At 58.7% G+C, this 25,944-nt stretch carries 20 protein-coding genes; 5 read left to right on the top strand and 15 right to left on the bottom strand.

Going from position 1 to position 25,944, the window contains the following annotated elements; translation table 11 throughout:
- Nucleotides 1-468: 468 nt before the first annotated feature.
- The 4 genes from NKI35_RS05450 to NKI35_RS05435 all read right to left on the bottom strand — a co-directional run bounded on the left by NKI35_RS05450 (nt 469) and on the right by NKI35_RS05435 (nt 5,424).
- Nucleotides 469-1,656, bottom strand: coding sequence for a magnesium transporter (locus NKI35_RS05450; protein ID WP_352738987.1), 1,188 nt, complete (start codon nt 1,654-1,656; stop codon nt 469-471).
- 504 nt (nt 1,657-2,160) lie between these two features.
- Nucleotides 2,161-2,877: a pentapeptide repeat-containing protein gene (locus NKI35_RS05445; RefSeq protein WP_352738985.1), complete on the bottom strand. Its 717-nt coding sequence runs from the start codon at nt 2,875-2,877 to the stop codon at nt 2,161-2,163.
- Nucleotides 2,878-4,908: 2,031 nt separating this feature from the next.
- Complete coding sequence (locus NKI35_RS05440; RefSeq protein WP_198020077.1) at nt 4,909-5,055, bottom strand: hypothetical protein; 147 nt, start codon at nt 5,053-5,055, stop codon at nt 4,909-4,911.
- A gap of 72 nt (nt 5,056-5,127) precedes the next feature.
- Nucleotides 5,128-5,424, bottom strand: a complete 297-nt coding sequence (locus NKI35_RS05435; RefSeq protein ID WP_023681052.1) for an ATP-dependent DNA ligase — start codon at nt 5,422-5,424, stop codon at nt 5,128-5,130.
- Between the two features lie 152 nt (nt 5,425-5,576).
- On the opposite strand from NKI35_RS05435, the gene NKI35_RS05430 reads away from it, so the two are divergent.
- On the top strand, nt 5,577-6,116 hold the full coding sequence (locus NKI35_RS05430; protein WP_352738982.1) for a response regulator: 540 nt from the start codon (nt 5,577-5,579) through the stop codon (nt 6,114-6,116).
- A 1,106-nt stretch (nt 6,117-7,222) separates the two neighbouring features.
- Here the strand turns inward: NKI35_RS05430 and NKI35_RS05425 are convergent.
- Nucleotides 7,223-7,723 carry a pyridoxal phosphate-dependent aminotransferase gene (locus NKI35_RS05425; RefSeq protein WP_352738980.1) on the bottom strand — a complete coding sequence of 167 codons (501 nt, stop codon included), beginning with the start codon at nt 7,721-7,723 and terminating at the stop codon, nt 7,223-7,225.
- A gap of 480 nt (nt 7,724-8,203) precedes the next feature.
- Between NKI35_RS05425 and NKI35_RS05420 the strand changes: the two genes are divergently transcribed.
- Nucleotides 8,204-9,634: a coiled-coil domain-containing protein gene (locus tag NKI35_RS05420; RefSeq protein ID WP_023681049.1), complete on the top strand. Its 1,431-nt coding sequence runs from the start codon at nt 8,204-8,206 to the stop codon at nt 9,632-9,634.
- A 289-nt stretch (nt 9,635-9,923) separates the two neighbouring features.
- Here the strand turns inward: NKI35_RS05420 and NKI35_RS05415 are convergent, their stop codons facing one another.
- The 9 genes from NKI35_RS05415 to NKI35_RS05375 all read right to left on the bottom strand — a co-directional run bounded on the left by NKI35_RS05415 (nt 9,924) and on the right by NKI35_RS05375 (nt 20,493).
- Nucleotides 9,924-11,219 carry an HlyD family type I secretion periplasmic adaptor subunit gene (locus tag NKI35_RS05415; RefSeq protein ID WP_348524481.1) on the bottom strand — a complete coding sequence of 432 codons (1,296 nt, stop codon included), beginning with the start codon at nt 11,217-11,219 and terminating at the stop codon, nt 9,924-9,926.
- 71 nt (nt 11,220-11,290) lie between these two features.
- Nucleotides 11,291-13,003, bottom strand: coding sequence for a type I secretion system permease/ATPase (locus NKI35_RS05410; protein WP_023681048.1), 1,713 nt, complete (start codon nt 13,001-13,003; stop codon nt 11,291-11,293).
- A gap of 333 nt (nt 13,004-13,336) precedes the next feature.
- Nucleotides 13,337-14,251: a class I SAM-dependent methyltransferase gene (locus NKI35_RS05405; RefSeq protein WP_023706596.1), complete on the bottom strand. Its 915-nt coding sequence runs from the start codon at nt 14,249-14,251 to the stop codon at nt 13,337-13,339.
- Nucleotides 14,252-14,323: 72 nt separating this feature from the next.
- A complete protein-coding gene (locus NKI35_RS05400; protein WP_023691487.1) occupies nt 14,324-15,583 on the bottom strand; it encodes a polysaccharide biosynthesis/export family protein in 1,260 nt (419 codons plus the stop codon).
- Nucleotides 15,570-16,847, bottom strand: coding sequence for a hypothetical protein (locus tag NKI35_RS05395; protein WP_352738976.1), 1,278 nt, complete (start codon nt 16,845-16,847; stop codon nt 15,570-15,572). Before NKI35_RS05395 ends, NKI35_RS05400 begins: the two co-directional genes overlap by 14 nt.
- A complete protein-coding gene (locus NKI35_RS05390) occupies nt 16,844-17,848 on the bottom strand; it encodes an SDR family NAD(P)-dependent oxidoreductase (RefSeq protein ID WP_023748029.1) in 1,005 nt (334 codons plus the stop codon). Before NKI35_RS05390 ends, NKI35_RS05395 begins: the two co-directional genes overlap by 4 nt.
- A 44-nt stretch (nt 17,849-17,892) precedes the next feature.
- A complete protein-coding gene (locus NKI35_RS05385) occupies nt 17,893-18,567 on the bottom strand; it encodes a sugar transferase (protein ID WP_023681043.1) in 675 nt (224 codons plus the stop codon).
- The gene (locus NKI35_RS05380; protein WP_023706592.1) at nt 18,564-19,715 is read right to left on the bottom strand and encodes a DegT/DnrJ/EryC1/StrS family aminotransferase; all 1,152 of its coding nucleotides are present in this window, start codon (nt 19,713-19,715) and stop codon (nt 18,564-18,566) included. Before NKI35_RS05380 ends, NKI35_RS05385 begins: the two co-directional genes overlap by 4 nt.
- Nucleotides 19,716-19,764: 49 nt before the next feature.
- On the bottom strand, nt 19,765-20,493 hold the full coding sequence (locus NKI35_RS05375) for a nucleotidyltransferase family protein (RefSeq protein WP_023706591.1): 729 nt from the start codon (nt 20,491-20,493) through the stop codon (nt 19,765-19,767).
- A 620-nt stretch (nt 20,494-21,113) separates the two neighbouring features.
- On the opposite strand from NKI35_RS05375, the gene NKI35_RS05370 reads away from it, so the two are divergent.
- A complete protein-coding gene (locus NKI35_RS05370; RefSeq protein ID WP_352738974.1) occupies nt 21,114-21,791 on the top strand; it encodes a LuxR C-terminal-related transcriptional regulator in 678 nt (225 codons plus the stop codon).
- Nucleotides 21,792-21,892: 101 nt separating this feature from the next.
- On the opposite strand, the gene NKI35_RS05365 is transcribed toward NKI35_RS05370, so the two are convergent.
- Nucleotides 21,893-23,611 carry a sensor histidine kinase gene (locus NKI35_RS05365; RefSeq protein WP_352658288.1) on the bottom strand — a complete coding sequence of 573 codons (1,719 nt, stop codon included), beginning with the start codon at nt 23,609-23,611 and terminating at the stop codon, nt 21,893-21,895.
- A gap of 250 nt (nt 23,612-23,861) precedes the next feature.
- Here NKI35_RS05365 and NKI35_RS05360 point away from each other — a divergent pair, with 250 nt between their 5' ends.
- Together NKI35_RS05360 and NKI35_RS05355 are read left to right on the top strand one after the other, a co-directional pair.
- Entirely contained in the window at nt 23,862-24,539 is a 678-nt protein-coding gene (locus NKI35_RS05360; protein ID WP_023706589.1) for a helix-turn-helix transcriptional regulator, read from the top strand.
- A 160-nt stretch (nt 24,540-24,699) separates the two neighbouring features.
- Nucleotides 24,700-25,836 (top strand): NAD-dependent epimerase/dehydratase family protein, encoded by a 1,137-nt coding sequence (locus NKI35_RS05355; RefSeq protein ID WP_081725364.1) that lies wholly within the window; start codon nt 24,700-24,702, stop codon nt 25,834-25,836.
- Nucleotides 25,837-25,944: the final 108 nt, after the last annotated feature.

Below are 25,944 nucleotides of genomic sequence, written 5' to 3'. Positions count from 1 at the left end.
GAACCCACCCCAAACCCGACTAGTGCGAGGGATTTAGCACGACTGCAAGAAAAAGGCGACTGAACGGTCGCCGGACTTATGCGAGTCTCAGCAGCTGTTGCAGCTGCGCAACAAGATATCGGGTTTATTCCTGTTTCGGCTGCGCTGATTGTCAAAAATTCTTCTCAACATTGCTGCACATAATTGAAGTATTTAGCCCAAGGCGTAACAAGTCAAATCTCATCAGTAGTGGATCGCACAGCCGACAAGATTAATATTGGGTGGGCGATCCTGCGTATCTGGTCACCAGGCTTCAAGGTCACCCACGGCTTCTCCAAAGGCCTTCCGTCGCGTTTCGCAAGGGGCGGAGAGCTGCCGGAGGTGCTTCTCACGAGGCGTGTGCGATTCGGCCCGGGTCTTGCAATTTCTTTGAACGCGAGGTCAGCTCATTGCCTCAACGCCCAGGGACGCGTCACCGCACGCAGCTTGCTACAGCACGAGCATGGTGGCCAGCCCCAGCATCAGGCCCATGCCTACAATATCGGTCACGGTGGTGAGGAAGATCGCCGAGGCGACCGCCGGATCGGCGCCTACTCGGCGCAGGCCCAACGGGATCAGCACGCCGGAGATGCCGGACATGAGGCACGATCCGGACATGGCAAGCAGGATCACAAGTGCCAGCATCGGCGCCTGCGCCGCCGACGCCGGTTGCCTCGAGGCATAGAACCACATCGCCGCAGCCGCAACAACGCCGACGAGCGCGCCGTTGGCGACCGCGAGCGCGCCCTCTCTCATCACCAAGTGCAGCTTCGGTCGTTTGTCCACATCCCCCAGGGCAAGGCCGCGCAGCGTCATAGCCAGTGCCTGGCAGCCGGTGTTTCCGCTCTGCCCGGCCAAGACTGGGAGAAACGCCGCCAAGGCGACGATCTTCTCGATCGTGCCTGTGAACGAACTGACCACGAATGCGGCCATGAAGGCCGTCAGGAGATTCAACTGCAGCCACGGATGGCGCTTCAGGAAGGCTGAAAACAGCGGCGTAAAAGAGCGCTCCTCCTTCTGGAGGCCGACCATCTGGCCAGACTGGGCGGAAATCTCGATGATTTGCTGCTCGAACAAGCGCCAGCCGCGAACCTGCCCGAGCAGCCGGTTCTCCGCATCCACCACCGGATAGACAGGATAGTGACGCCGTACCGCCGCCTTGCATGCGTTACTCAAAGAGAGACCGACATCAAGAGCGAACGGCCTGGGCAGCATGATGTGATCGACAACCGCGTCCGGTTCGCTCAGCATCAGATCGCGCAGGACCGCCAGGCCAACCAGTTTATTACCCTCGTCCGTGACGTAGAGATAAGTGAGCTCGGTCGGCACTTGGGCGCCTCTGACGGCTTCCACCGCGGCAGCAACCGTCGTCCCGACAGGAACGCTGGCGGGGATTGGGTCCATCACCTCGACGAGCGACTCGGGGATCGCGAAACCCATGTCACCATCATGAGAGCTGATGGGCCGCATATGCACTGGCAAATGCTCGGCCACCTTACGGGCGTGCCCGTCAGGCAACAGCTTTAGTGTGTCGCGGATGAACTCGGGAGACTCTCTAGCGAGCAATTCAGCTGCGTCATCAGGTGCTCGAGCACGCAGCGTGCGCACCAACTTCTGAACGCCGGTCTCTTCGTTCATATGATATGGCCCCCCAATTGAAAGTGAAAAAGTTGTGAAGTATCGGATCGCACCGGGGCGGAAATACGACAGCTTCTTCCGGCCCCAGCAGTCCGCCTTGTGGTTCTCGCAAGCGCCGCCTGCACGCTCCTAGCTTGAGAAGGCAAAGCAGACGTCTACATTTTGGGCGTGCCCTCGTCAGGTCAGCATGCGAGTGTCCGCGCTATTTCCCTCGCTTTTCAACCTTTAGATCTGGGAGGTCGGGTCGCTTGGATACCACACCGGCCTCCTTCAAGGCGGTGTATCCAACCTTTTTGAAAGGAGCTTCTCTGTTTTGGCGCGCTCCTTGTCCAGAGCGGTATCACCTTTGACCTTGGGCATCCGTCCTCCATTTGGTCGTTGTCGTTCGCCGGTAAATGAGATTGCCGGAAATGTCCCGCAGTGTCGTGCTTTGACCCGCGGCCGAGGACTGAATTGAGGCGCTTTGCCGCCCGGCAGCCTTTGGGCGGGAAACGGACGGGCGGGCTATTCCTGCTGGAATTGACAGGGCCAATCTTCTGGCCTCGTCATGCCAGAAGGCAACTCGGTCCGGGCGTCTCCGCAAGCCATGTTGAGCTGCCACTGGGACAGACCCGCCGAATTGGACAGATCGAGGCCCTCGATACGGGTCAGAAAGAAAAAAGCGCCGTCAAAGTCTATCGGTGCGGTGAACTTCGCTCCTCGGAAGTCCGCCCGCGCGAGATTGGCAAACGAAAAGTGGCTGCCGCTGATATCGGCGTCATGGAACTGCGCACGCCCCAATTCCGCCTTTGTGAAGTCAACATTGACCAGATTGGCGTCCTGGAAATTCGAGCGCTGCACTTCCGCGCCCGCAAACACGGCGCCCTGCGCGTCCATATGGCTGAAGTCGGTCCTGTAAGCCTCGATTTTGTCGAACCGGGCGCCTTTGGCGGTCGAGCCGGCCAGGGAAGCGCGCACAAGCGTTGCCTTCTCAAAATTTGCCGCAAGGAGATTGCTGTTCCTGAGGTCGGTCGAAGTGAAATCAACACCGAACAGGTTTGCCCCGCTCAGGTCCTGTCCTTCTAGGATGAGAAGCTTTTTGTCACACTCCTGCCAATTGACGCCAGGCGTCGCGGCTGCGTAGCAATCTTGAGCGGCGGTGGCGTTTTGCCAAGCCAATACAGTGCAAACCGCCAGAACCAAGCCGGATCCGCCGTAAGCTCTGGTTCGTCTCAAAGTCATTGTTGCTGGACCCCTCTGCTACTCGTCGACAATCAGCCTTACCACATCTGCTGACACTCGAGCCACGGTAACGACCGCCGTCACAGTTGCGCATCAACGATCCGCCGATAGCCAGCAGCAGCTTGCGGAACTCATCGAGAGGTGGGGAAAGGCTTTGACGGCAGAGCGCTTTTTCGCGGATGCGCATGAGCGCCTCAAGTGCACGAACGAGGAGCGTGAGCAGCGCCTGGAGGAGCGTCTGACGCTCGCGAAGGAAATGACGGGGAGCGTAGATCCGTTGGATTTCATAGTTCGCTAAGCCGTTTCTCTCGTATTATCTCGTATGGTCTGGCGAACCAAAGGCCCAAGAAGACAACCGGTTCCATGCGAGCTGTATTTGAGCATGGTAGTATGAGCGCTACCGCATTTGGCCGGAAGCTGACTGGCCGCTTCTGGCGCAAAACGATAACGGACGTTTAACCTGGTCTGGTTCAAGCACCGTTGTCGGGTTCAAATCGCGTGACCACCCCAAAGCTACTCCAGTATGGCGCTTCGGAACCTCCAGGTTGCGGGGCCTTGTGATCGCAAGTAAACAGTCGCGGAATTTGGTCACACGAAATGGCCAATGACCGGTTTCGAACGTCCGCAATTCGTGGCGTCAACGATATATTGCACACCGACGGGACCTTACTGACCGATGCCGGCCTGCTCGCCTGGAGGCTGGCGAGGAGCGGCCCGGGGAGTCTCTGGGCCGGCGTCGGTCACCGCTGGCATTACGCTGTTGCCGGCGGAAGCTGACAGTCATTGTGATGAGGGCAATTTGCCCACCATCGTCGTCGAACTGCGCGGCCGTGAATGACCTACTGCATTCCGCGGAGGGAATTCACGTCGGCGCAGAACTCGGCGTAGGGCTTGCTCATTGCCGCGTCATTGCATTCGCGCATGATCATTTCGCGCATGGCCTTAGGCTTGGCCATGAAGACCGCCTCCCGGCCTGGTCGGGCGGAGCCGGCGACTTTTTCTGTTCGCCGAAATCGTCAAGCACGCCCCTGCTGGGGCGAAGCTTTCTAAAGCACGCTCCGATCACATATTTTAGGAGGGCGCCACCAACGCTCTACCAATCACGGTTCGGAACACTGCCGAAATAACCGTTAGTCGGCGCTAATGTTTCGGTCTGGACTCGCTACCGCTTTGGAAGCATTCTGCACTCGGGGGAGAGGGCGTGGGCAGAGTCCAGCGTCATCAAGGTGCGGATCAGGCCGACCGCTGGCGCAAGAACGCAAAGGGGCGGTGGATGTGGCGACGGCAATATCTGCCGGCGCTGGTGATGGTTCCCTGACCGGCTCATCCCAGCTGGCTGGCTGAGTGGCACCCGCACGGCCGGCGCGGGGAGCTGCGATATCAAGGGCAACATTTCCACCAGTACCGATGAGCGATTTATTCGTTCCAAGGCAGGAGGATTACTGGAAGACGACGATCAGTTTCAGTACAGCCAGCGCTGGCTGTGCAGCGAGGCAGAGGCATGGGCCGCCGGCTGGCGCAAAGCAAGGCGGTAGCGCGGTAGCCACCACCATGTGCAGGCCCGCCAGCCCGTCATCATGGTCCGAACCTGATCGCACCCGCCGACCTTGGTCTCAACGTGGTTGATTGGCACTGCCACGCGGCTTTCCTTCATTCGCATGGTTCGCAGACATTAGCATGATCGCATACTCCATCATCCGGCGTCGTCTCCCTCACAAAGCAGCGCCGGTAAGGCTCGGCGCCCTTCTTGTTTGTCCCGTGTGCCAAAGGAGGTCGCCGGGCCTGCCGTTGCTCATCTTTGCGGGTTGCTCCTGATGGCTCCGCTTGGCGCCGTGGCCCTGCGTCTTCCTTTGGGTAAGGCCGGCGAGGCGCTTGTCAGACGGCCTGGCATGTAGAATTATGGTCCTCGTTGCGGCGACGCTCTCAATGGAGAGCGCCAATGGCCAGAACAAACCTTCCGAACAGCTTTCCCGGGCTGCCGAAACCCTTTCTTCAATCAAAAACGACCGTACAGATTCATACGCCAAATGGCTATTCGTCGGGGCGCTCGACGGCGGCTTCGTCGACCTCGGCCTCCATCTCGTCGTTGACGGTTTTGGTCTTGCCAAAACCGTCCATCGCCACACCGTCAAAGCCCTGCAGCCACGCGTCGGCATGTTCCTGCCAGTAAGCTGGCACCCACGCTCCTTGCCATCCTTGCGCGCTTGGGCGCCGTACATCCAAGCGTAGGTGGCGCGTTCCTGATCTTTCTTAGGCATGGCCATTTGCATCATCCTCCCGGAAATCCAGCAGCCTTGCGTGCCGCAGCTTCTCTTCGCCTTTGAGGGTCTTGACCCAGCCAACCAGTCCGGGCTTCAGCCACTCGGCCTTGTCCTTTTTATGCCCCTTCGGGACCGGGCGGCCAACCTTGCCCTGGACGCGATCCCAAAGCGCTTGCCGCTCATCGGCATTGAAGTTGACGAGTGCGCCGCCTTTGTAGAGGCCCTTTTCAGCCATGATCACCTGGGTAGCTTTGCCGCGCTCGCGCTGTGCACCGATGATTTGCATTTGCTTTTCCTCAAAGCACTTGATCTTGCGCCAAGCGCTCGTTTGCCGCTGCGATATGACTGCCCTTGAGCTTCGAGACCATGCCTTCTAGCCCGTCTCGTCGACCAGGTGGCAAACGGCGTCACCAGTGCGGCATCGCTCCGCTGAATTGAATGCGCCCGCCGGCAGGGATCATTTCGTGCAGGATCTCGCCGCGATCTTCGGTCGGCATCCCCGCGCAGGTCATGATGCGTGGAACCCTGCCGGTTGCTGACCGTTCTCCGTCAATGGAAGCCCCGAACCAACAGAGCCAAACGATCCTCGTGGTTGACGGCGACGTCATCGCCCGATGCGTCATCGCGGACTATCTCCGCCACTGTGGCTACAGGGTGATTGAGGCCCATTTCGCACGTGAGGCGCAACAAGCGTTGAACTATGCGGAGTTCGGTGTGGACACCGTCTTGTGTGACGTTGACCTGCCGGGCAACATGAACGGGTTCCAATTGTCGAAGTGGGTTCGCGAGAACAAGCCCGAGGTCAAAATAGTGCTTTCTGCCGCAGTAGAACGAACTGCGATCGCGGCGGGCGACCTTTGTCAGGAAGGCCCGCACGTTGCGAAGCCGTATGAGCCGGCCAACGTAGTGGACCATATCAGGCGACTGCAGCGTGTTTGGAGCTTACGATCCAGGAACCCTGGTGCAAAGCGCAATTGATCTCTGTCAGACGCCGAGAGGCTCGTCTGCATACCAATGGTGATTTGGCCCTGCGAACTGGACGCCGCTCAGAGGAAGAACGGCGTATAAGCCGCAGTCCTGCGTGCGGCCGCAACAGTGGACGGTTGTCGCGCGCAGGACGGAGGAAATTCGCCCTCCTGCCGCGGGCGGTGAACGGGATACCGTAGGAGCGTCAGCATAGCGCCGGCCACAGGACGGGACGCGGCACCGACTGTCCCCGCCCGGTAGTCCGCATGTTTTGGTCGAAGCCGACCGGCTGAGATCGTACGCATTTTGGTTCTCGACGGTACGGCCGCTGATCGGCGATGATGCGAGGACCGAGTTGCCTGGAAGAAATCGATCTGGTCTTGCACCTTTTTTGCTTCCTCATTCGCGGGATAGCTTGTGATTTTCCAGCCTGACAGACCCTCCCCTGTCTATAAGAAATTCCCGACGCATGAGCGCACGTCCAACACAGTGCGGGCTCCAATGCTCACCGGCTGCGCGAGAATGGTAACCACCTACCTTGAGGGGAGCGCCACGTGCGCAATCAACGATGCAGGCGCTGCCAACCTCGGCATCCCCGGCAGTAGCAGGCTTATAAATGAATATGTCGTTGATCAACGCTATCGGCGCAGCCGCCGGGAGATGGACAGACCGCGTTTCAGCTAGCTAGGGTATCGATGTTCCAGGCTAAAGGCATTGGCATGCCCGAATTAGAAAAAAGACCTGAATCCCGTAAAGCAGCAACAAAATGCCGAAAGCTATCCAGAAGCCGGGTCGCGTAAGCAATGCCAGATCTTTTCTTAGCTGCTCCATTCACATCAACTAACATGGCCAAGCGTCGTTCCCGTCCGCTGGGGACAAATTTCAACTGAGCTGATAGGCTTCGTCGCATAGTGCCGCGCCACTGCGGATCGAGACACCTCAGCGCCCCGCATGAGCACGCGCAACTCGATCGGAGGCGCAAGGAGAAAGTTCGGAACGGTTCCAAGAACCCCAAGCAAATTGAGCGCCGCAGCGGACGATAAGGTTCACGCATATCCCGGCGAACATCCGCACAGCAATGGTCAATATCAACGGCAGAAGGGCGTCCGAAAAGAAACTCATCTCTGCGTCACCGCCTCATCGAGAGTCACCGCTGCGGCATCCTGAATACAGGCCGGCGACCCGAAGAGCATGCATTGCGCAAGATTTTCCAGATGAGCTGATGCCGAGACCGGCCCAAGCGTCCACCCTAGCCTCCAGCCGGTCATTGCATGAGACTTCGACAGGCTGTTCACAATTATCGTCCGCTCTCTCATTCCGGGACTGAATGCTATTGAGAGGAACTCGCCGTCGAACACTGTGCTGCGGTAAACCTCATCGCTGATGATCCATAGATTGTGCCGCTCGGCAAATGTGGCAATGGTTTCCAGATCCTCCTTGCCGAACACATATCCGCCGGGATTGTTTGGGGAGTTCCGCAAGATCGCCCGCGTTCGATCTCCTACCGCTGAACGGAGAATATCCTCGGATGCCTTCCGCCGCGCATTTTGCAGCGATAGTTTGACGGGTCGGACCACTGCTCCATCGGCGCGTATTGCCGCTTCGTATGTAGATACCAAGGCTCAAGGCAAAGCACCTCGTCGCCAGCTCCGGCAACGGAGGCTTAGTGTATTGAGCGGCCAGGCGGCCGGTCCCAATTCGTTCGAATGATGCGCTTGCCTCGCCAATGTCGCATGGTGAGTCAGCCGGCAAACCAAAACACTCAACCGCCGGTTAGGCCCGGCCGCCTGATGCGCCCCACAAGAGGCTGTGCCGGGCCGTTCGTCGGGGCTTCTGCACCTGAGTTGTTAATGTGCCCAGGCAACACACCATTGACGCCAAGACGATGGCAAGAAGGGGAGCCGCGCAGTCCTCAAGAACAAGTCAGCAGGCACCTAGACCGATGTAGGGCCTTCCGATCGCAGCTCTCGGCTCCTCGCGGCGCCGGCGCCCTGGCATCGTTTGATTGAACGAAGACGCTGAGTTGAGCTCTCGATACAAAAGCATCTCAGTCCTCGTGCCTCAATGGTTCCGGGCATGCGGCTGCAGGGGATGAAGTCATGAAGTTCAGGGATTTGATCAGACGCGCCGAGGACAATGTGGAGAGGTCGTTCGACGATCTCGAAGCTGACTTGGCTAATGCTGTCGACCAGTGCCTCGATTTGGAGGATGTCGCCGACGTGCCAAACATGGCAGGCGAAAACAACGAACAGGATGACAGCGTACCAAGCGAGGACGGTGCCGGCGACGACGATGATAGCTCGCCGATACCAGCGCATCGGATGACCTCACATACGCAGAGCCGAATTGCTGCCGTGAGCTCGTTTAACGGCTTGTTCCACGATGCCAAGCTCCATTTCGAGGAGATCAACGCAAAAATCTCCGAAATTACAAGCACATGTCAACTGACGTTCGAGTTTTTTCACATCCTTCACGCGGACATTCTCCGTGCCAACGAACTGGAGTTGGCGAATCAAAATCTGATCGCAGATCAAAGGAACTTGTCGGAAACACTCAATGACCTGAACAGACGGTACTGTGAGCGTCAAGGCACCGTCGAGACATTGCAGCAGCGCCAGGCAAGCCTTGTTCAGGAGTGTGAAGTGCTCCGTGGCGCGTTGGCCGCGGCAAGGCTGGAGCTGGTCGAAGCGGCGAACACCACCACAAAGAACGAAGCGGAATTTGGCGACCTCACGAACATGCTTGCCGCCGCAAATGTCGAGGCCGACAGGCGCTCCCGAGAGAACAAACAGCTGCGTGAAAAGAATGTGAGCCTGTCTATTGACCTGGAAAAGGCCATGAAGCGGGAGGAAGAGGCACGGCATAGGCTGGATGCCTTCTCCACGATCCATGCCAACGAAGCTGCGCGAAATTCCGAAATGCTGAGTGCGCTCGGCAAGAGCGAAAAAGAGGCAATCAAATTGCACACCTCACTCGAGGTTGCGCAGGCGAAACTATGGGAGGTGACCGAAGCAGCCAGGATTATGCAGGCGGACATGGATGGCGAGCTTAAACGCTGCCAGGCTGAGAACCGAGGATTGCGCTCAGAAATTCAAAGTCTCCAATCGCGCTTCGAACTCGCCTCAAACGCAAACAACGAGGCCGCGGCCGAGATCGCCAGGCTCCAGCTACAATGGAGCGACGCCCTGGCCGAAAAACAGGTGACCGACGAAAGGTTGGCCGCACTCACCGAGGAGGCCGAAACCAACAAGGTGAACCTTTCGAAGATCGCCGCAGATTTTGCACAGCTGTCCATGCAGCAGGCGTCCGATCAGATTGAACTCGATGTGAGACGGCAGGAATGCGAGGACCTGCGGGTCGAAATTGCCTCGGTCAATGCTCGGGTCAGGGAATTGCTGCCCTACAAGAGGTCGCATGGAAGCGCGAACGCCTTGCCGCATACATCTGACGTGGCAAATGTAGCGGTGACTGCAGACCGAACGGTGCATGCCGCACGCCGTGTCCGCCGCAGGGCCCTCGCCGCGTCGTAGGAGCAAAGAACCTCTCCTCGTGAGGCAATTGCTCATCTCGATGATCGTGGAACGGTATGCGCTGTTTGTTGCGCAAAAGATGACAGGACACTAACGCTGTTGTCGGGGCAGGACTTGGTGAGGCGGCCAGGAAAATCCTGTTGGGGCATCCTTGTAGCCGGGACAATGTCCCAGACGAGCCTCGCGCGTCGGCCGCAGGCGTCACCCCTGTGGCATCACGTCGCCTACCCTAATATGTCAGCAAGCACGCCTGCCGTGTTCCCGCGGTCGACCGCTCACAGCCGCCATGTCATTCCCGGAAAGCCCTCGACATCTGGTCGGTAAGCGGCTTCAGCAGATAAGACCAGACGCTGTGTTCGTCCGTACTTATGTGAACCTCCGCTGGCATACCGGGTTTGAGCACTTTGGCATCGGTCAGACAGGTGGACTTGTCTTCGACATTGATGCGCGCCGAGAAATAAGAAAGCTGGCGCTGTTGATCTTTTATCAGGTCCGCCGAGATGCGCTTGACAGACCCTTGGCAGGCAGGCGTAGTCCCGGCGTCGAAAGCCGGAAACCGGATCGAGACCCGCTGACCTGGACGAACGTCATCTATGCGCGACGGCGCAATCAGCGCGTCGACGACAAGGTTGCCGGTGTCAGGGACAATCATCATGAGAACCTCGCCCGCGGCAATCACGCCGCCGATCGTGTGAATGGAAGATTCCTGTACCGTTCCCGATTGCGGAGCGCGGATGGTGGTTTTGGCCAGTTCGTCCTGTGCCACAACCTTGCGCTCGCTGAGTTCGGTTTGCTTGGCTTCCGTTTCACGAAGTTCGCTCGTCACGTCACTACGCCTTTGTTCATCGAGCTGAAGAATCTGCAATTCGGTCTCGCTGATCCGGGCCTGCGCCTCGGCAACTGCCGCCGCGAGGCGCCCTGATTCTCCGTGCGCCCGGGTGGCATCCAGTCTGATGTTGCTAAGTCGCTCTTTGGACACCAGTTTCTTTGTAAAAAGCGCCTGTACATCGACAAGATCGCCATCCAGCAGGACCACGGATTGTTCTTCCGCGGTCTGTTGCGCCTTGAGGCCCTCAACTTGGCGTTCGAGTTGCTTTGAGCGGCTTTGCAACTGTGCCTTCTGCCCCTTGAGGGCCGTAGCGCGGCTGTCGAACAGCGTGCGCTCACCGTTCACCAGCGCAGCCAGCTCCGGCTCGCCCATTCGCGCTTGAAGGCTGAACGGAAGCTGCATCTCCGACAGGCCTTGCCGCTCTGCCTCCAGCCGCACAAGCCGAACCGTTGCCCGATCAAGATCCTTGCTAATTATCTGCAGATTGGCCCGTGTCAGCGTGTCGTCCAATCGTGCCATCACATCGCCGGCCCGTACATGATCCCCATCTTGCGCGAAGATGCCCCCTATCGTGCCGCCCGTCAGATGCTGGACCTTCTTTATGTTGCTCTCGATCACCACGGTCGCCGGCGCAATTACCGCGCCAGCAATCTTGGTCAGTCCGAGCCAGAGCCCGCCGCCGGCAAGCAACATAACCGTGACCGCCGCACCCAGGATCAGGTTGGCCCCGATTCCATCGCGCGTGCCCGAAATCATCGCGTTGCGCCGGCTCCCATTGCCGATCGGGGACGATGGAGCCATCGTCGCCTCAGACAAAAAAATATTCCTCATGCGTGACCGCTCACCCCTTTGTGCATCGCGACGGCCGCTGCCGGGCGTTCAACAGGCGCAGCAAAGGGGCGGATGACGTTGGCCAGGACCTCCTCGCGTGAGCCGAAGGCGTGAAGCATCCCATTGGACATTACGAGTACCCTGTCGATGTTGGTAAGGGCAGAAGGACGGTGCGCAACTACGATGACGATGCCTCCACGTCTGCGCACTGCCAGGATCGCGCCGGCCAAGGCGGTATCGCCATCGACGTCCAGATTTGAATTCGGCTCGTCCAGAACGACGAGAAACGGATCGCCGTAAAGTGCCCTGGCAAGCCCCACGAGTTGCCGCTGTCCAGCCGACAAGGCTGTTCCTCCCTCGCCCATGCGTGTTTGAAAACCGTTCGGCAATCGCAGGATCATTTTGTCGACGCCCGCTGCCTTGGCAGCAGCAAGCACGCCCTTGGCGTCGCCCTTCCCGCCAAATCGCGAAATGTTATCGGCAACCGTTCCATCAAACAGTTCGACGTCCTGGGGCAGGTAGCCAATATGTGCGCCAAGGTGTTCTTGGTCCCATTGGTCAAGCGAGGCGTCGTCCAGCCTCACCGTGCCGCGAAGTGGCTGCCAGACGCCCACCAGCGCGCGCACAAGCGTGCTTTTGCCAGAACCGCTCGGGCCGACAACGGCCATTCCCGTCCCTGCGGCCAGGCGGAAGCTGACATTGGCTACCGTCGGTTTTTGCTGGCCCGGTGGCGCTATAGTCAGGTCCTCGACCGCAAGCTCCGCTTGGGGGCGCGGAAGTTCCATATGTTCGTCCCGGTCAGGAAAAGCGGCCAGGGCCGTTGCCAGTTGCGAATAGCTTTGCCGGAACGCGGCGAAGCCTCGCCAGTTCGCGATAGCGGCGTCAACAGGAGCCAATGAGCGGCCCAGCAAGATGGAGGATGCGATGATCACGCCTGGCGAGGCTTCGCCTCCTATCACCAGGTAGGCACCCAGTCCAAGAACGCAGGACTGCAAGGCCAAACGCAGTGCCCTAGAGAGTGCCCCGGTGGCGCCGACGACGTCGGAAAGCCTCTCTTGGTGCCGCAGATATGCGTTATTGATCTCGCCCCAGCGGTGGGCAAGCCGTGCGGAAAGGCCCATCGCGCGTACGACTTCCGCGTTGCGGCGTCCGGATTCGGCGAGATTGCGTTGCGACACCAGCGTCTCGGACGCGCGTGTCACCGATGTGCGGCCAAGAACTTCCGCCATGACCGTGAGCAGCACGACAATGATCGCACCGCTTGTGGACAACAGACCGAGCGCAGGATGCAGGAAATAGATGATCAGCAGGTAAAATGGAATCCACGGAGCGTCGAATATAACAGTCGGCCCCATTCCGGAAAGGAAGCCGCGTAACTGATCGAGATCACGGAGGGGCTGTATCCGGTTCGCATCCTGCCCGCCAATGAGCGGCAAGGACAGCGAGAGGCCGAACACCCTCTGCTTCAAATTCCTATGGACACGATTGCCCACTCGAACCAGCAGGCGCAGGCGCACGAAATCCAGCAGCCCGTAGACCGCGTAAAGACCCAGCATTCCGATCGTGAACCCGACAAGCGTCGGAACGCTCTGCGAAGGTAAAACGCGATCGTAAATTTGCAGCATATAGACCGAGCCGGTCAGGGCGAGAAGGTTTATGACTGCCGAGAAGACGCCGACGCCTACCAGGCCAGGCACGGTCCCAAGCATTGCGCCTCGCAGATCCGACGAACTCCTTCCACCAGGGTTCATAGGTTTCGACCTCCCGTGAGAGATCGTTGCGCAAGCTCACTGGCCCCACTGGGCACCGACAATCTCTTGCTGTTCAGGAGCGTATCCCCTTAGCCTTCTAATATTACGCCCCACTAACATGATTGGACTTTAGTCAAAATGTAGCAAAATCGTGGCGCTGACCCGAGAAACCCGGAACCCACATATTAAATCGGGGGAAAACTGCCGTTCCACCGTATTTAGACGGGCTTCATGCCGGGCGAGCCACCCCAAGAAAACCGCTGCCTGCCGTTTTCGGGGCTTTCTCGGGATTTAGCGCTTCCTCGCAACAACCAGGAAGTGTTGCGCCAGCTGGCCAGGAACGCGAAGCCTTCTGCAGGCCTTCTCGACAGGCTGCATCATCATTTCACAGAATCCTGGCAACAGGTTTCCCGGCCGAGGCAGGTAACCGTACGGTATCGTCTGCTCGACGGTGAATCCCGAGGCAGTCAGGAGGGCCTTGAACCTCGCTGCGCTCAGCGTGTTGCGAATGGTGCGTCGAGACACTCGATTGAGCAGCCGGCACGCCAGGCCGACGGGCGACGTCGCATTCATGTGAACGTTGCACACAAGCCGCCCGCCATCTTTAAGGTGCTCATTGATCGCTTTCAGTGCATGCCATTTCAGTTCATCCTCTGCGTTCAGGAAAAAACGAAATGCGGTTACCACATCGAACGTCATACCCAACTGCTCCCTTGTCACGTCGACGTGACGCAAACTCACATTGGGCGGTACTTGAGCGCTGTCGAGCATAGTTCTGGAAACGTCGGCGCCAACCACCTCGCTGAAGAGGCCGGCGGCTACCTCGGCGATGCGGCCTGTTCCGCATGCGAAATCAAGGCAGTTTCGGCTCGCTCCGCTCAAGGGGCGAAGAACGTCGAGGATCAGGGGCTTTTCGATGTTCTCCCAAAGCGCGCCATAATAGCCGGAACTGTGCGTTTTGTTGTAATGTAGGCCGTAGCCGGGCGCGCAATGGCTGGTCCTGTAGCCGTCCGACACGAAGCCGCCCTGCGCATTGCTCTCCTTGCTAGACGTAAATTCCTGCCAATTTCCGGACTCACCGGCGCGCGACCTGGACCGCACAATTCGCGCTGACGGCATATGGAAAGCATAACTTGACGACTGCGTCACCTGATCCGCGTTCGTTGAGGGTGTCAGGGTCGCTCCCTGGTTGAAAATGCGCCTCACCTTGGATCTCCGTTCAGTTGGGTTCGCCCCCCCGATAGAACAGTAAGCTCCGCACGGACTGCGGCTGACGCCCTATTGGACTGCCACACTTTGCAGTTCACTGCTGAATCTGGCTTCGACAGTATCCCCCGGCAGCACAATCGCATCTTCGTCAACCAACAGCTTGCGCCATTCATTGCCGATCTTGCGTACGATGGTCACCTGGGCCCGTACCGTTTCGCCGGCAATCGGCAATGGCTGTGTGGATGCTCCGGTCGGCTGCAGCTTCTCGCTGGCGGCATGGAGCCTGGCGGTGACATCCGCCAGCCGGGCGTTGGTGTCCTTCAGATCCGTCAGCAGGCCAATCCTCCTTTGATTGTCGTTGCGTTCGTGCTGTCTGACAAAGTCCTCCTGCTGGCGCCGCGCCCTCATCAGTTCGACCGAGGTTTGAAGCGCGCCGCTTGAAGATAAAAGCAACGCGCGCCTGACATCCGCGAGCCGGGTGTTGGTCAGATTGCCTGCATCGAATGCCTTCGTCACTCGCGCCAAATCTTGCTCATCCGCCTTCACGCTCTCGCCCTCGACTCGTTCGCGTTTCTGCAAAACGCCAATTTGCTCGGCAGCGTCCGTCCGGCCCTTCTCCAGAAAATCCTGCTCTTGCCGGAAATCACTCAGCGCAACCTTCAGCGCCTCTGCTTCAGCCTGTGCCATCGCGGCTACAACGCTCGGCGAAAGAGGTGATCCCTGTGGTGTCTTCTTGTCGAAATCCGCCTGGCCCTGAAGCTCGGCGCGAATGCGGGCAGCGTGAAGGTATTCTTTCGTGTAATCTCCCCAGAGCATTTCGTAATCGCGCTTGAGATCGACCGGATCAGGCCCGGCCTGGCCCGCCCGTGATCGCAAAAAACTGAAGCCGCCGGAAACGGCCAGCGCCTGCCGTACAGTCATGAGCGGACGGTAGGCCTGTTGTCCCGGGGTGAGCACATCGCCCGTTACATAGATCGGGCGATAGTCCGCTATGATCGCTGTGACATCGTCGGGCTCGACAGTAACTGTCTGCTCCCGCCCATCAGTCAGACGCACGTGAAAAATCTTGCTTGGCAAGACCTCTTGCATGCGCCTTTGCAGTTGGGACGCCGTCAGGCCTGCGACCATGATCATTCCAGCCTCCGGAAGGGCGATATTGCCATCCATCTGGACTACGGCGCGCTGCGTCCGATCAGGGATCGGCGCTATTCCTATCTCGACCGTATCGCCAGGTGAGAGTTGATAGGGCTCGACCTCGCCTGCGCAAGCCATCGAGGTTAGCGACATCATCACGACTGCGCCAAGAACGTATCGTCTACTGAAGGTCATTTGCGACAATCTCCTTCCGGTCAAACACCGGCTTCAAAGGCCATTCAACACGACTAACGAAATCGTATACCGGGCCACCGGGCACGCCCCAGTTGCTGGACCAGACCACCTGGGAGCCGTCCGGAGAGGGAGAGGCATGCGTCTCGCTCCAGTAGTCGAAGGGCGCGTTGTGCGTGTCTGCGACACGGCGGACCTCTCCACTGCCGTCTAGACGCAGAGCAATGACTTGCTGAGCGTAAGGCGCCCAATCCGGGTGCTGCGATAGTTCGGCTGGCGTGCCGCCATAACTCAGAAACACCCAGCCGGGCCTGCCGAGCGACCTGAGTGACGCATGCATGGCCTCGCCATATTTCATCAGCGAGGTAGCCTTGCCATCAGCCAAGCGGCGCTTGATCACCTGATATTTGTCAGGATCCGATTTGCTGATCCCGACATAGATTTCGCTTCCGTCGGAATCGACCGTCATGTCGCCATGGCCCGGTCGATGGTGCTCCATCCACTTCTGGCGCAATATGCCGTCGATGGAGAAGACGAAACTCGCTTCGATTCCGTCCGGTAATTGCTGGGAACACACTATGTTGATTCCGAGTGGTGAGATCGAGCAGGAGCCGGTCGTTCCCGGGAATTCGGCAAGATCGATATCCGGGAATTTCCGCCGTTGCTTGAGATCGTAGCCAAAAACCACCGCTCGGCCGTCATTGTTCGTTGCACGCACCGCAATCCGGCTGCCGTCGCGGCTCGGATTGCCTTTGTTGGGTCCAAATTTGAGGTTGGAGTACGCTCCGGAGGCGAACACGACGTCCTCATGATCGGTACGTGGGGCCCATGTCGCAATCTGCCGGCCCCCCACGCAGATCATCAACTCGGGATCAGTGGGATGCCATTCGCATTCGGTCGCGCGGTTGCGGTGGAACAAAGGCAAGTAGGTTTGTCCGTCGAGAAAGCACAGGCCACCGCAGCCATTGGCGATCAGGAGCAGGCTCTGGTCGGCATTCCAAGCCTGTGCGCTTGAGTAACGGTGGGTGCAGTTCTTCTTCCCGCATACACCCGCCCGGCCGAGAACGCCCGGTCTGGTGATCCGTGCGAAAACCATGCCAGACCAAGGATCCCTTGTTTGGCGCACATAGCCCGGCAGGTTGTTCACGACCGCTGTGGCCGCCACCTCCGCTGCCTTGCTTTGACGGCCGCCGGCAACATAGATGTTGGGAGATATGGCACCGGCAGCCAGCAACAGCGCCAACGCATGACGGCCGCCCAGGGTCATGTCATGTAACCCACTTCGCGCCGTACCCGGCCTTCACTAAGGCGCTCGCGCCACCACGTGATTGTTCGCTCCAGCCCATCGCGCAGGCTGGTCTGTGTCCGCCATCCAGTCTCACGTTCAAAGCGCGAGGAGTCGGCGAGCAAGGCGCGAACTTCGGAATTTTGCGGCCTCAGGCGGCTTTCATCACGACGGACCGGCTTTTTGCAATCGGTCAACTCAAGAACAATGGCCAATACGTCCGAGACGGTCGCAGCGCGTTGGCTGCCAGCGTTGTAGGCGTGGCCGAACTCGAGCTGGGCGAGACCTGCGGTCAGGAACGCTGTCGCGGTGTCTTCGACATAGGTCAGGTCGCGGATCGGGCTGGTATCCCCTACCATGATTGCAGGACATTTCGGGTCGAGGACCTGCCGGATAATGGTCGGCACGATGGCGCGTTCACTCTGGCGCGGGCCATACGTGTTGAAGGGTCGCATGATGACCACAGGGACATCGAACGACCTGGCGTAAGACTCCGCCATCATGTCGGCGCCGATTTTGGATGCCGAATATGGTGACTGTCCCTGCAGGGGGTGTGTTTCGCCGATCGGCATGGTTTGGGCAGTTCCGTAGACCTCGCTCGTGGAGGTATGGATCACCCGCTCCGTCTCCCATAGGCGCGCCGCTTCGAGGACGTTCACCGTGCCTAGGATGTTGGTTTCCACATAGGACTGGGCAGCGGCGTAGGAATATGGAATCGCAATAAGCGCCGCCAGATGAAAAACCGCGACTTGGCCGCGCATGATCCGGTTAAGGAACGCACTGTCGCGGACGTCACCACGGACGAGCCTCAACTGGCTGCGGATGGTGTCCGGCAGATCGTCTAGCCATCCATGGCTGTCGAAGGAATTGTAAAGGGCAAGGGCTGTGACATCTGCCCCGTTGCGAACAAGCGCCTCCGTGACATGCGAACCGATGAATCCGTCCGCGCCGGTCACCAGGACTTTCTTTCCATTGTAGCTCATCACTGCGCATTCCCTTGGCTGTTTGGAACGCTTCCCTTGGATATTCAAACGTCGATCGGCGGTACCGGAACCCAACCGACCACTGCCAGCACTCCCCGCACCATCCACGCGAGGTCGGAGACGATGGTGCGTCGCGGATAATATGAGAGGTCCAGTGTTGCCTTGGCGGGGAACATGACCTCCCGGTAGAACACGATCGGATCTACGGATTGGGGGAAGTAATGCGCTTCGTGCCGAAAAACGACCTGGGCTGGTCCCAGCAGGCCTGGCTTGTATTGCAGCACGGCCCTAAGCTCGCCCCGGAAACAATCGGCGAAAGCCAGGCTCTCGGGCCGTGGGCCGACGATCGCCATTTCGCCTTTGAGGACATTCCACAGCTGCGGTAGTTCGTCCAGCTTCGTCGCTGCGAGAAAGCGGCCAACGGTGGTCATGCGTGTATCGCCCACGACCGTCAGCGCAAGGCCTTGAGAGCCGCAGTTCACACCGAATTTGCGAAATTTGTACATGCGGAAGGTTCGGCCGCCGGCCCCGATGCGGGTCTGAGCGAACAAGATCGAGCCACCGCCCTCGAGCAGAAGCGCTCCGGCGATCAGCAGCATCAATGGCGCCAATGCGACGGTAGCGATGCCCGCCACCGCAAGATCGATTGCGCGTCTCGCAAAGCCGTGATCAGGATTTGGAACGAACATCCGGTGAAAGGCAGGGTCTAATGCATTCATGCAGCAGTTCCTCTTTGGGCGCCTGCTTTGAGCGCGCCTGTTTTGAGCGCGGCTGCCAGGGCAGCCACGACTGATTCGGCGGCGGCGGAAGTGATCTGGGGGTGCAGCGGAATTGTGAGCTCTCGCTCAGCGAAATCCTCTGTTCGGGGCAAACTCACGCCGGGAAAGCGCTCGCGGTAGAACGTCATTTGGTGCACCGGCGGGTAGTGGATGGTGGTCTGTATGCCCTGTGTCCGCAGCTCGTCGATGACATCCTGCCGGCTCGCGTAGCGCGGCAGGACGATCGGCATGATGTGGTAAGCCGACGTCCGGGGTTCGCTAAATGGAATGACAATGGCTGGGCAACGGTCCGCGATCAGGCGTCGGTACAAGACAGCTATGATTCGCCTGATTTCGTTCCACTCTTGCAGGTTCTGCAACTGAACCAGCCCTATTGCCGCTCGCATCTCGTCCATTCGGTAGTTGAACCCGAGCATCGTGACATCATATTGCGGCGTACGACTGTTCAGCCGCTGATGCGTCCCCGTGGTCATTCCGTGCCCGCGGGCCAGGCGAACCCTGTCGAGCAGATCGGGGTCACGTGCAATCACGGCGCCCCCTTCGGCCGTTGTCATGTTCTTGTTGCCATAGAAGCTGAACGCGGCCGCGGCGCCGAAGGTCCCGACTTCCCTAAGCCCGGGCGCGTGCGCAGCGTCCTCGATGATATGCAGGCCGCGAAGCCGGGCGAACCGCTGCCATTGTTCCCGATCGGGGAGATACCCGGCGAAGTGAACGAGAATGACCGCTTTCGTGCGCGTCGTGCACCGCGCTTCGGCTTCCGCAACCGAGATCAACGGCACGTCGACGGACTCGATATCGACGAAGACCGGCGTCGCCCCTACATACAGCACCGCATTCGCCGTCGCCACGAACGTCAGCGAAGGAACCAGTACTTCGTCGCCAGGGCCGATGCCCAAAGCATGGAGGAGAAGATGGAGCGCTGCGGTGCAGGAACCAACCGCAACGCAATCTCGCGCGCCATGCATGCTGGCAAAGGCCTGTTCGAACTCTCGTACCCTGTCCCCCATCGTAAGCCAGCCGCTATCAATCACCTGCGACAGGGCTGCCTTCTCTGGCACGCCTAGGATCGGGGCGCTCACCAAGAGCATCTTGACCTCCTGAAAGCCTTGTTAGTGGGTAGACCTCTGCATCAGACTTTCATGCGGCTGCAGCGGCAGCCGCGACCTCGATTGAGGACGACTGATCTTCCCAGGCAATTGCCTGTGCATTCTGGAAGTCATCGACACGACCGATGTCGAGCCAAAGACCGTCATGCTTGTAAACATGCACGGTCGTGCCGCCCTGCATCATCTGCAGCATCAGGTCATCGAACCCAAATGGGATCCCGGACGGAATGAACCGCAGGACATCTGGGTTCATGCAGTAAATCCCCATGCTGACGAGATGGGAAAGCGTCGGCTTTTCCCGGAAGAGCTGGACGGTATTGTCGATCTCGTCGATGACCCCGAAGTCCATCTTGATATGACGGCACGCCGTGGCGATCGTAACGGGATCCCTATGCAAGCGGTGCGCGGCTACAAACCGGCTCAGGCTTAGATCTGTGAGGACATCGCCGTTCAGAACGACAAATGTTTCGTTCAGTTCATCCCTAATCAGAGAGAGAGGTCCGACGGTGCCGAGTGGCTCCATTTCCTGGGTATATTTGATCTTCAAGTTCCATTGCGATCCGTCGCCGCAGACGCTACGGATCAAATGCCCTAGATACCCTGTCGTAATATACACGTCTTCAATGCCGTTGCGCCGCAGCCACTTCAAAAGCAACTCAAGAACAGGCCGGGCCCCTATCGGCATTAATGGTTTCGGCAGGACCGATGTAAACGGTCGAAGGCGCGTACCCATCCCACCACATTGAATCACCGCTTTCATTCGATCCTCCTGATCTGCAGTTGGCTTTGTTCGGGATCGGTGTTCCATTGTCCGGCCAGGGCATACCCTCAAATCCGGCCAAACCTCGGCGGCAATCCGAACATCATATGTGAAAAGGTATGTGACAGCCGGGGCGGCTGTCGTCGTGCATTCGAATGGTAGGGATTCAAAACGTTCAAGGTATTAGATGGCCACGAGATCAACAGCCGATAGAAGCGCGATTGGGCACTGATCATGACGGCGATAAAACGAAAGCAGTTGCTTTCAAAAAAGCTGCGATCCGCCCGGGCCGGACCGGCCTACAGGTCCAGCGACAGCGGGTGGCGACATAACAGAAATGGTCCTGAACAGCTGGCTTTGGACCCACAAATGGGGAACCGGCATCGTTTTGCGGACAGGCACCGCACGCCAGGGTTAAAAATCTATGGATGAGCTTCGCAATTTAGTATTATATTAGACGTTCTGGATGTGCGTGGATGGGACGCTGCGGACATCACTGTGATGCGTTGACCAGTGGATGGCCGCCATTTTAGGACCACCACGGATTGTCGATCATAGGCGAATGGGAGGTTCCAGCGGGTTTTCTCGTCGGGAACCGAGTAACGCGTTGGGGTAGTTGCATGGCTCGGATCGTCATTGCCGACGATCACGGCTTATATCGGCGTGGTCTCCGGCTGGCACTCATGGCTGGAATTCCAAGCGCCGAAATATTCGAAGCTTCGTGTTTCGATGCCGCGGTCAATCTTCTAGAGGAGCAGGCGTCCATCGATCTTGCGATCCTCGATCTGAACATGCCTGGGCTGTTCCATCAGGAAGTGCTCAGCGACTTTATGGCTGCCTATCCTGACACTCGCTTTGCGATCGTTTCCGGGGATGATTCCCGCTCGGAGATACTGACCGCGCTTTCGATCGGACTTCACGGGTATATCGTCAAATCGCAGAGCGACGAAGAAGTCGTGCTGGCTGTAAACGAAATCCTCGCTGGCCGGATCTATGTGCCATCTCTCCTATCTCGAACGTCTGCCGACCAGAGATCGCATGCCCCCCCACCTCCGGTACAAAATGCCAGCCGACGGCACGAGGGCTCGGGCGACATCGCTAGGCTGACATCTAGACAGAAGGACGTCCTCAAGCTGATGGCAGAGGGGTACTCGAATAAGGAGATTGCCCGCAATCTGGACATTGCCGAGGCGACAACGAAAATCCATGCCGCAGCCGTGCTGCGTGAGCTTGGGGTTAGAAACCGTACCGAAGCAGCTGTGTTGCTCCAAAGCTGGCTGACGAGACAGGCGAGTTGACGTATGCCCCTCGAACCGGCCCGAGTTTGCTTGCAGGAAATCGCAGCAAAGGGCCCACACCATCCGTTAATTGGCCAATTCGGCTTCGACTTGGAGGGGCTCTATTGCAATCCAAATTCCTCAATTTCTTTGCGCGATACACGCAGCGAATATCGAAGGCCATCTTCGGTTATTTCCATATTCGGGGAATGACCGACAAGCGGCGTGCTGTCCACACCGATTATCAGTGACCCGAACCCGCGGCGTACGACTTTTGAACTCTTCCGTCGGCCCGATTCCACCCAATCGAACACGAGGTCGTCACCTTCGTCCTCGGATGCAAATCGCCACTTAACTTCGACCTTGCCATTCGGGTCACCCAGCGCACCATGTTTCACCGAGTTTGTCGTCAACTCGTGAAGGATCATCGCCAAGCCCTCGGCGGCGCCGCTTGGCACAGTGAGGGAAGGTCCACTGATCGTTATGTCGCGTGTCTCCTTGAAGGGCTGCAATTCCCGGTCCACGAGCTCATGGAGCATCCCTGACAGGTTGGCGTGACGAGAAAGGATGCGATGGGTCGCCTCCAGCGTTCGGATCCAATCGATCAACATCTCCTTGTATTTGGCAACGTCATTGTCGGGAATATCGATCATGTTGACCAGAGCTCTGATCACTGGAAACACATTGCTGAACCGATGGCGCTCTTCGCGCATTATGCGCTCGCGTCTCTTTACGGCGGCGCGAAGCAAAGTTGTTTGTCGACGTTCGGTCAGATCCGCCGCCACCCCGATGCGCATTTTGCGGTCGCCGTGCTCTTCCTGCCGTCCACGCAAAGCAATCCAGCGTGTGTGACCATCCACTTGCCGGACACGGATCTCGACGTCATAGTTCAATGCCGATGAAGGCTTTGCCGAGGCGGACAGCTTCGGCCAGTCGACGGGATGGATTACAGCCGAGAGTTCTTCCAAGCGGCGGACTGGGGCCGGAGGCAGACCAAGAATGTCCCAGAACTTGCTCGAGCCGGCGACTGTCCCATCGTCAATGTCTATTTGCCATGTTCCCAGGCGCCCGGCAGACACGGCGAGATCAAGCCATTCCTTCTGAGCCCGAAGGGCCTCGCGTGCCGCTTGTCGCTCGGAAATATCGTCAACCACCACGAATACGCTCTCATTTGGCGCCTCGTCCGGCCGCGACGAAGACAGGGCCAGGTGAGCCCAGAATGCCGTGCCATCCTTGCGCAAAACGCGGATATCCGTCGCAGACGCGGTCCCATTGCCCAAATCTTCCAAAAGTTTCCGCACAGTACCTCGATCGTCGGGGACAATGAGTTCCTGCAACTCGAGTTGGGCAAGTTCCTTGTGCGCGTAGCCGGTCATCTCCAAAAGCCGTCTGTTCGACTGCAGCAGTTCGCCATGGCGATTGGTATTAGCAAAGCCCAAGGCGGCAGCGTCGATGGCAGCGAGCCTCGCTTCTGCCACCCTGAGCGCACCGTGCAGATCTTGTCGCAGGCGGTGGAACACAGCTGCGATCAGGCTACCCGAACCCAGGAGGAAGACAGCCCCGGTCCAGTCTCCACCAGTGAGGTGACCGTCCAGCAGGTGTCGCATCCACAAGCCGGCGACCGCCATCAGAAGCGTTGCTGCGATGGCAACAAAACGGCCCTCAAGATACACGATGACAACGGTTATGGGGATAAACGCAACAAGCGGCAACGGCTGGCCGCCATATACCGTACTTATCGCCTCGAATGCTATCGATGCTGCAAACACCAACAGCGAAGCTAGATGAGCCAACGTAGTGCTCGACACATTCGATTTGAGCCAGCGCAGGTCCGAACCCATGCGCAAAGACTACAACTTTCGGTCTAGTCCGTCGAGACTAGGCCGAAGGGGTGGCACCTAATCCCAATGCCCGATTGCCATGACTTTGCCGGCGAATAAAATCATGTGTCAGGAGCGCTCTTCAGAAAGGTATCCAAGAGACGCTGCGGAAAACCATTCGCAGATTTCTCGCAGTATGTGGAAATTCAAGTTGAAGCAGCAACTTCAACCGATTTGATTTGCGTCAGTAGCAATGGGTTGGGTGGAAGCGATGACACTGATTGAAACGCGAAACGATACGCTCGCAGGCAGGCAATACATTGTATTGAACGATACCCGCCACGAACGGCCGATAAGCCTTGTGGACCGACCGGACGCAAGGGTCGGCGGATCTCGACGACGCAGCCTGGAATCCATCACCGGCATGCTTGATCGTATGGGTTGCGGCTATCTCGTCCTGGACCGAGACAAGAAAGTAATAGAATGGAACGCTGCCGCTCGGGACACCCTCGCACGCCAGGGCGAAGCAACTGATACAGCCGTCGAGCTTGCCGCCGGGTTGAGGCGGCTGGTCGCGAATGTTCCGGTCCACCTCCAGCCGGGCTCACTCTCATGGGTAGTGATCCACAGCAGAGGCGACAGGCCGGTGACCATGAACGAGACGGGCGTCGTTACACCGGACGGGACAACCGTCGTCGCATTGCTGGACCGGGATAACAAATCGGCGGCCAACCCTCGCACGTTGCAAAGGATGTTCGGTTTGACCAGCGCGGAAACGCAGTTGGCGCTACGCCTCGCCCATGGCGACGCGCCCCTGGAGATCGCCCGCAGTTGGCATCTCAGTCGCACGACTATCCGCTCTCAGCTTGCCTCACTGTTCGCCAAGACCGACACGAGGCGTCAGGCGGAACTAGTGGCTCTTTTGGGGCGCATTTCGGTTTTGCCATGAGAAATCGACTGCTGTCTGCATCCGCTTTGATTCAGACAGCGGCGGCCCGCATTGAGGGCGCTGTCGCGTAGATCACAAGGCCGGCGGCGCCATTTCCGATCGTTCAAGGCGCTGCCGAGATAGCGCAGAACGCGGAACCTGGAAACGGGAGTGACCTGCCATGGCCGAAGCAGATTCGAAGGTCAACAAGCTGGCGGATATCGTTCACGCGCTGCAGGATGGTGCTGCGTCGAACCTTACGCACACGGGGCCGATCATCGTCACGGGCGCCGCTGGGTTCATCGGATTTCATGTTGCGTCACGCCTTTTGCGGCTCGGCGCCGAGGTCATCGGCGTCGACAACTTCACGCCTTACTACGACCTGAAGCTGAAGGAGGCGCGATTTACACGGCTCTGCGCCGAGCCGAGGTTCACGCCGATGCGCTTCGACCTGGCGGACCGGTCGCTGGTGAAAGCGCTGTTCTGCGAATTCCAGCCATCGCACTTCGTGCATCTGGCCGCCCAAGCCGGGGTGCGTCATTCGCTCGTCGACCCGCATGCCTATGTGGAGTCAAACATAGTCGCATTTCTCAACGTTCTGGAGGGCTGCCGACACGCCGGCGTCAGCCATCTCGTTTATGCCTCGTCGAGCTCCGTATATGGCGCCAATCGACGCATACCCTTCTCCGAACATCATGGTGCCAATCATCCGGTGAGCTTCTACGCCGCCACCAAGGCCGCCAACGAATGCATGGCGCATTCCTACAGCCATCTGTTCGGCTTGCCCGTAACCGGATTGCGCTTCTTCACCGTCTATGGTCCCTGGGGCAGGCCCGACATGGCAGTATACACGTTCACCCATGCCATCGCCGAGGGCCGAACGATCGAAATCGCCAATGCCGGGCGCGTATGGCGGGATTTCACCTATATCGACGACATCGTAGAGGGGGTTGTTCGCGTGCTCGCCAAACCACCGTGTCAGGATCCCGGTTGGGACGGTCGCGCTGCCGATCCTGCCACCAGTTCGGCGCCATATAGGCTCTACAATATCGGCAATGATCGGCCGGAAGAAATCAACCATCTGATCGCGCTCATCGAGACGGCCCTTGGTCGCCGCGCCGTTCGCGTCAACGTACCTTTACCGCCAGGTGACGTCCTGGAAACCCGCGCCGATGTCAGGGACCTGCGCCGCGCCGTTGGCTTCGCACCGGCGACAACACTGGAGGACGGCGTGCAACGTTTCGTGGAATGGTATCGGGAATTCCATGCACGCCCTGTCGGACAGGTGCGACCAGCTGGCCTTCCGGCAACGGCATAGTGAGCACAACGCCCCCGTTTCCCCATAGGCGCTAAGATAGGTATTGCCCTGCGGAATCGGGTGTGATTCTACACTGCGATGACACACGAATCGCTTGTTGATGACGGC

The organism is Mesorhizobium sp. M0676 (assembly GCF_040320535.1).
Lineage (GTDB): Bacteria > Pseudomonadota > Alphaproteobacteria > Rhizobiales > Rhizobiaceae > Mesorhizobium.
The sequence above is the reverse complement of the archived record's forward strand: the minus strand, read 5'-3'. Positions and strand labels throughout refer to the sequence as shown.

What these genes read in the sequence shown, in the direction of transcription:
- NKI35_RS05385 (WP_023681043.1), bottom strand. Translation starts at nt 18,567, where the DNA reads ATGAATGCATTAGACCCTGCCTTTCACCGGATGTTCGTTCCAAATCCT.
- NKI35_RS05360 (WP_023706589.1), top strand. Translation starts at nt 23,862, where the DNA reads ATGACACTGATTGAAACGCGAAACGATACGCTCGCAGGCAGGCAATAC.
- NKI35_RS05445 (WP_352738985.1), bottom strand. Translation starts at nt 2,877, where the DNA reads ATGACTTTGAGACGAACCAGAGCTTACGGCGGATCCGGCTTGGTTCTG.
- NKI35_RS05450 (WP_352738987.1), bottom strand. Translation starts at nt 1,656, where the DNA reads ATGAACGAAGAGACCGGCGTTCAGAAGTTGGTGCGCACGCTGCGTGCT.
- NKI35_RS05355 (WP_081725364.1), top strand. Translation starts at nt 24,700, where the DNA reads ATGGCCGAAGCAGATTCGAAGGTCAACAAGCTGGCGGATATCGTTCAC.
- NKI35_RS05390 (WP_023748029.1), bottom strand. Translation starts at nt 17,848, where the DNA reads ATGAGCTACAATGGAAAGAAAGTCCTGGTGACCGGCGCGGACGGATTC.
- NKI35_RS05435 (WP_023681052.1), bottom strand. Translation starts at nt 5,424, where the DNA reads ATGCAAATCATCGGTGCACAGCGCGAGCGCGGCAAAGCTACCCAGGTG.
- NKI35_RS05375 (WP_023706591.1), bottom strand. Translation starts at nt 20,493, where the DNA reads ATGAAAGCGGTGATTCAATGTGGTGGGATGGGTACGCGCCTTCGACCG.
- NKI35_RS05395 (WP_352738976.1), bottom strand. Translation starts at nt 16,847, where the DNA reads ATGACCCTGGGCGGCCGTCATGCGTTGGCGCTGTTGCTGGCTGCCGGT.
- NKI35_RS05370 (WP_352738974.1), top strand. Translation starts at nt 21,114, where the DNA reads ATGGCTCGGATCGTCATTGCCGACGATCACGGCTTATATCGGCGTGGT.
- NKI35_RS05420 (WP_023681049.1), top strand. Translation starts at nt 8,204, where the DNA reads ATGAAGTTCAGGGATTTGATCAGACGCGCCGAGGACAATGTGGAGAGG.
- NKI35_RS05410 (WP_023681048.1), bottom strand. Translation starts at nt 13,003, where the DNA reads ATGCTTGGGACCGTGCCTGGCCTGGTAGGCGTCGGCGTCTTCTCGGCA.
- NKI35_RS05380 (WP_023706592.1), bottom strand. Translation starts at nt 19,715, where the DNA reads ATGCTCTTGGTGAGCGCCCCGATCCTAGGCGTGCCAGAGAAGGCAGCC.
- NKI35_RS05415 (WP_348524481.1), bottom strand. Translation starts at nt 11,219, where the DNA reads ATGATTTCGGGCACGCGCGATGGAATCGGGGCCAACCTGATCCTGGGT.
- NKI35_RS05430 (WP_352738982.1), top strand. Translation starts at nt 5,577, where the DNA reads ATGCGCCCGCCGGCAGGGATCATTTCGTGCAGGATCTCGCCGCGATCT.
- NKI35_RS05400 (WP_023691487.1), bottom strand. Translation starts at nt 15,583, where the DNA reads ATGACCTTCAGTAGACGATACGTTCTTGGCGCAGTCGTGATGATGTCG.
- NKI35_RS05365 (WP_352658288.1), bottom strand. Translation starts at nt 23,611, where the DNA reads ATGGGTTCGGACCTGCGCTGGCTCAAATCGAATGTGTCGAGCACTACG.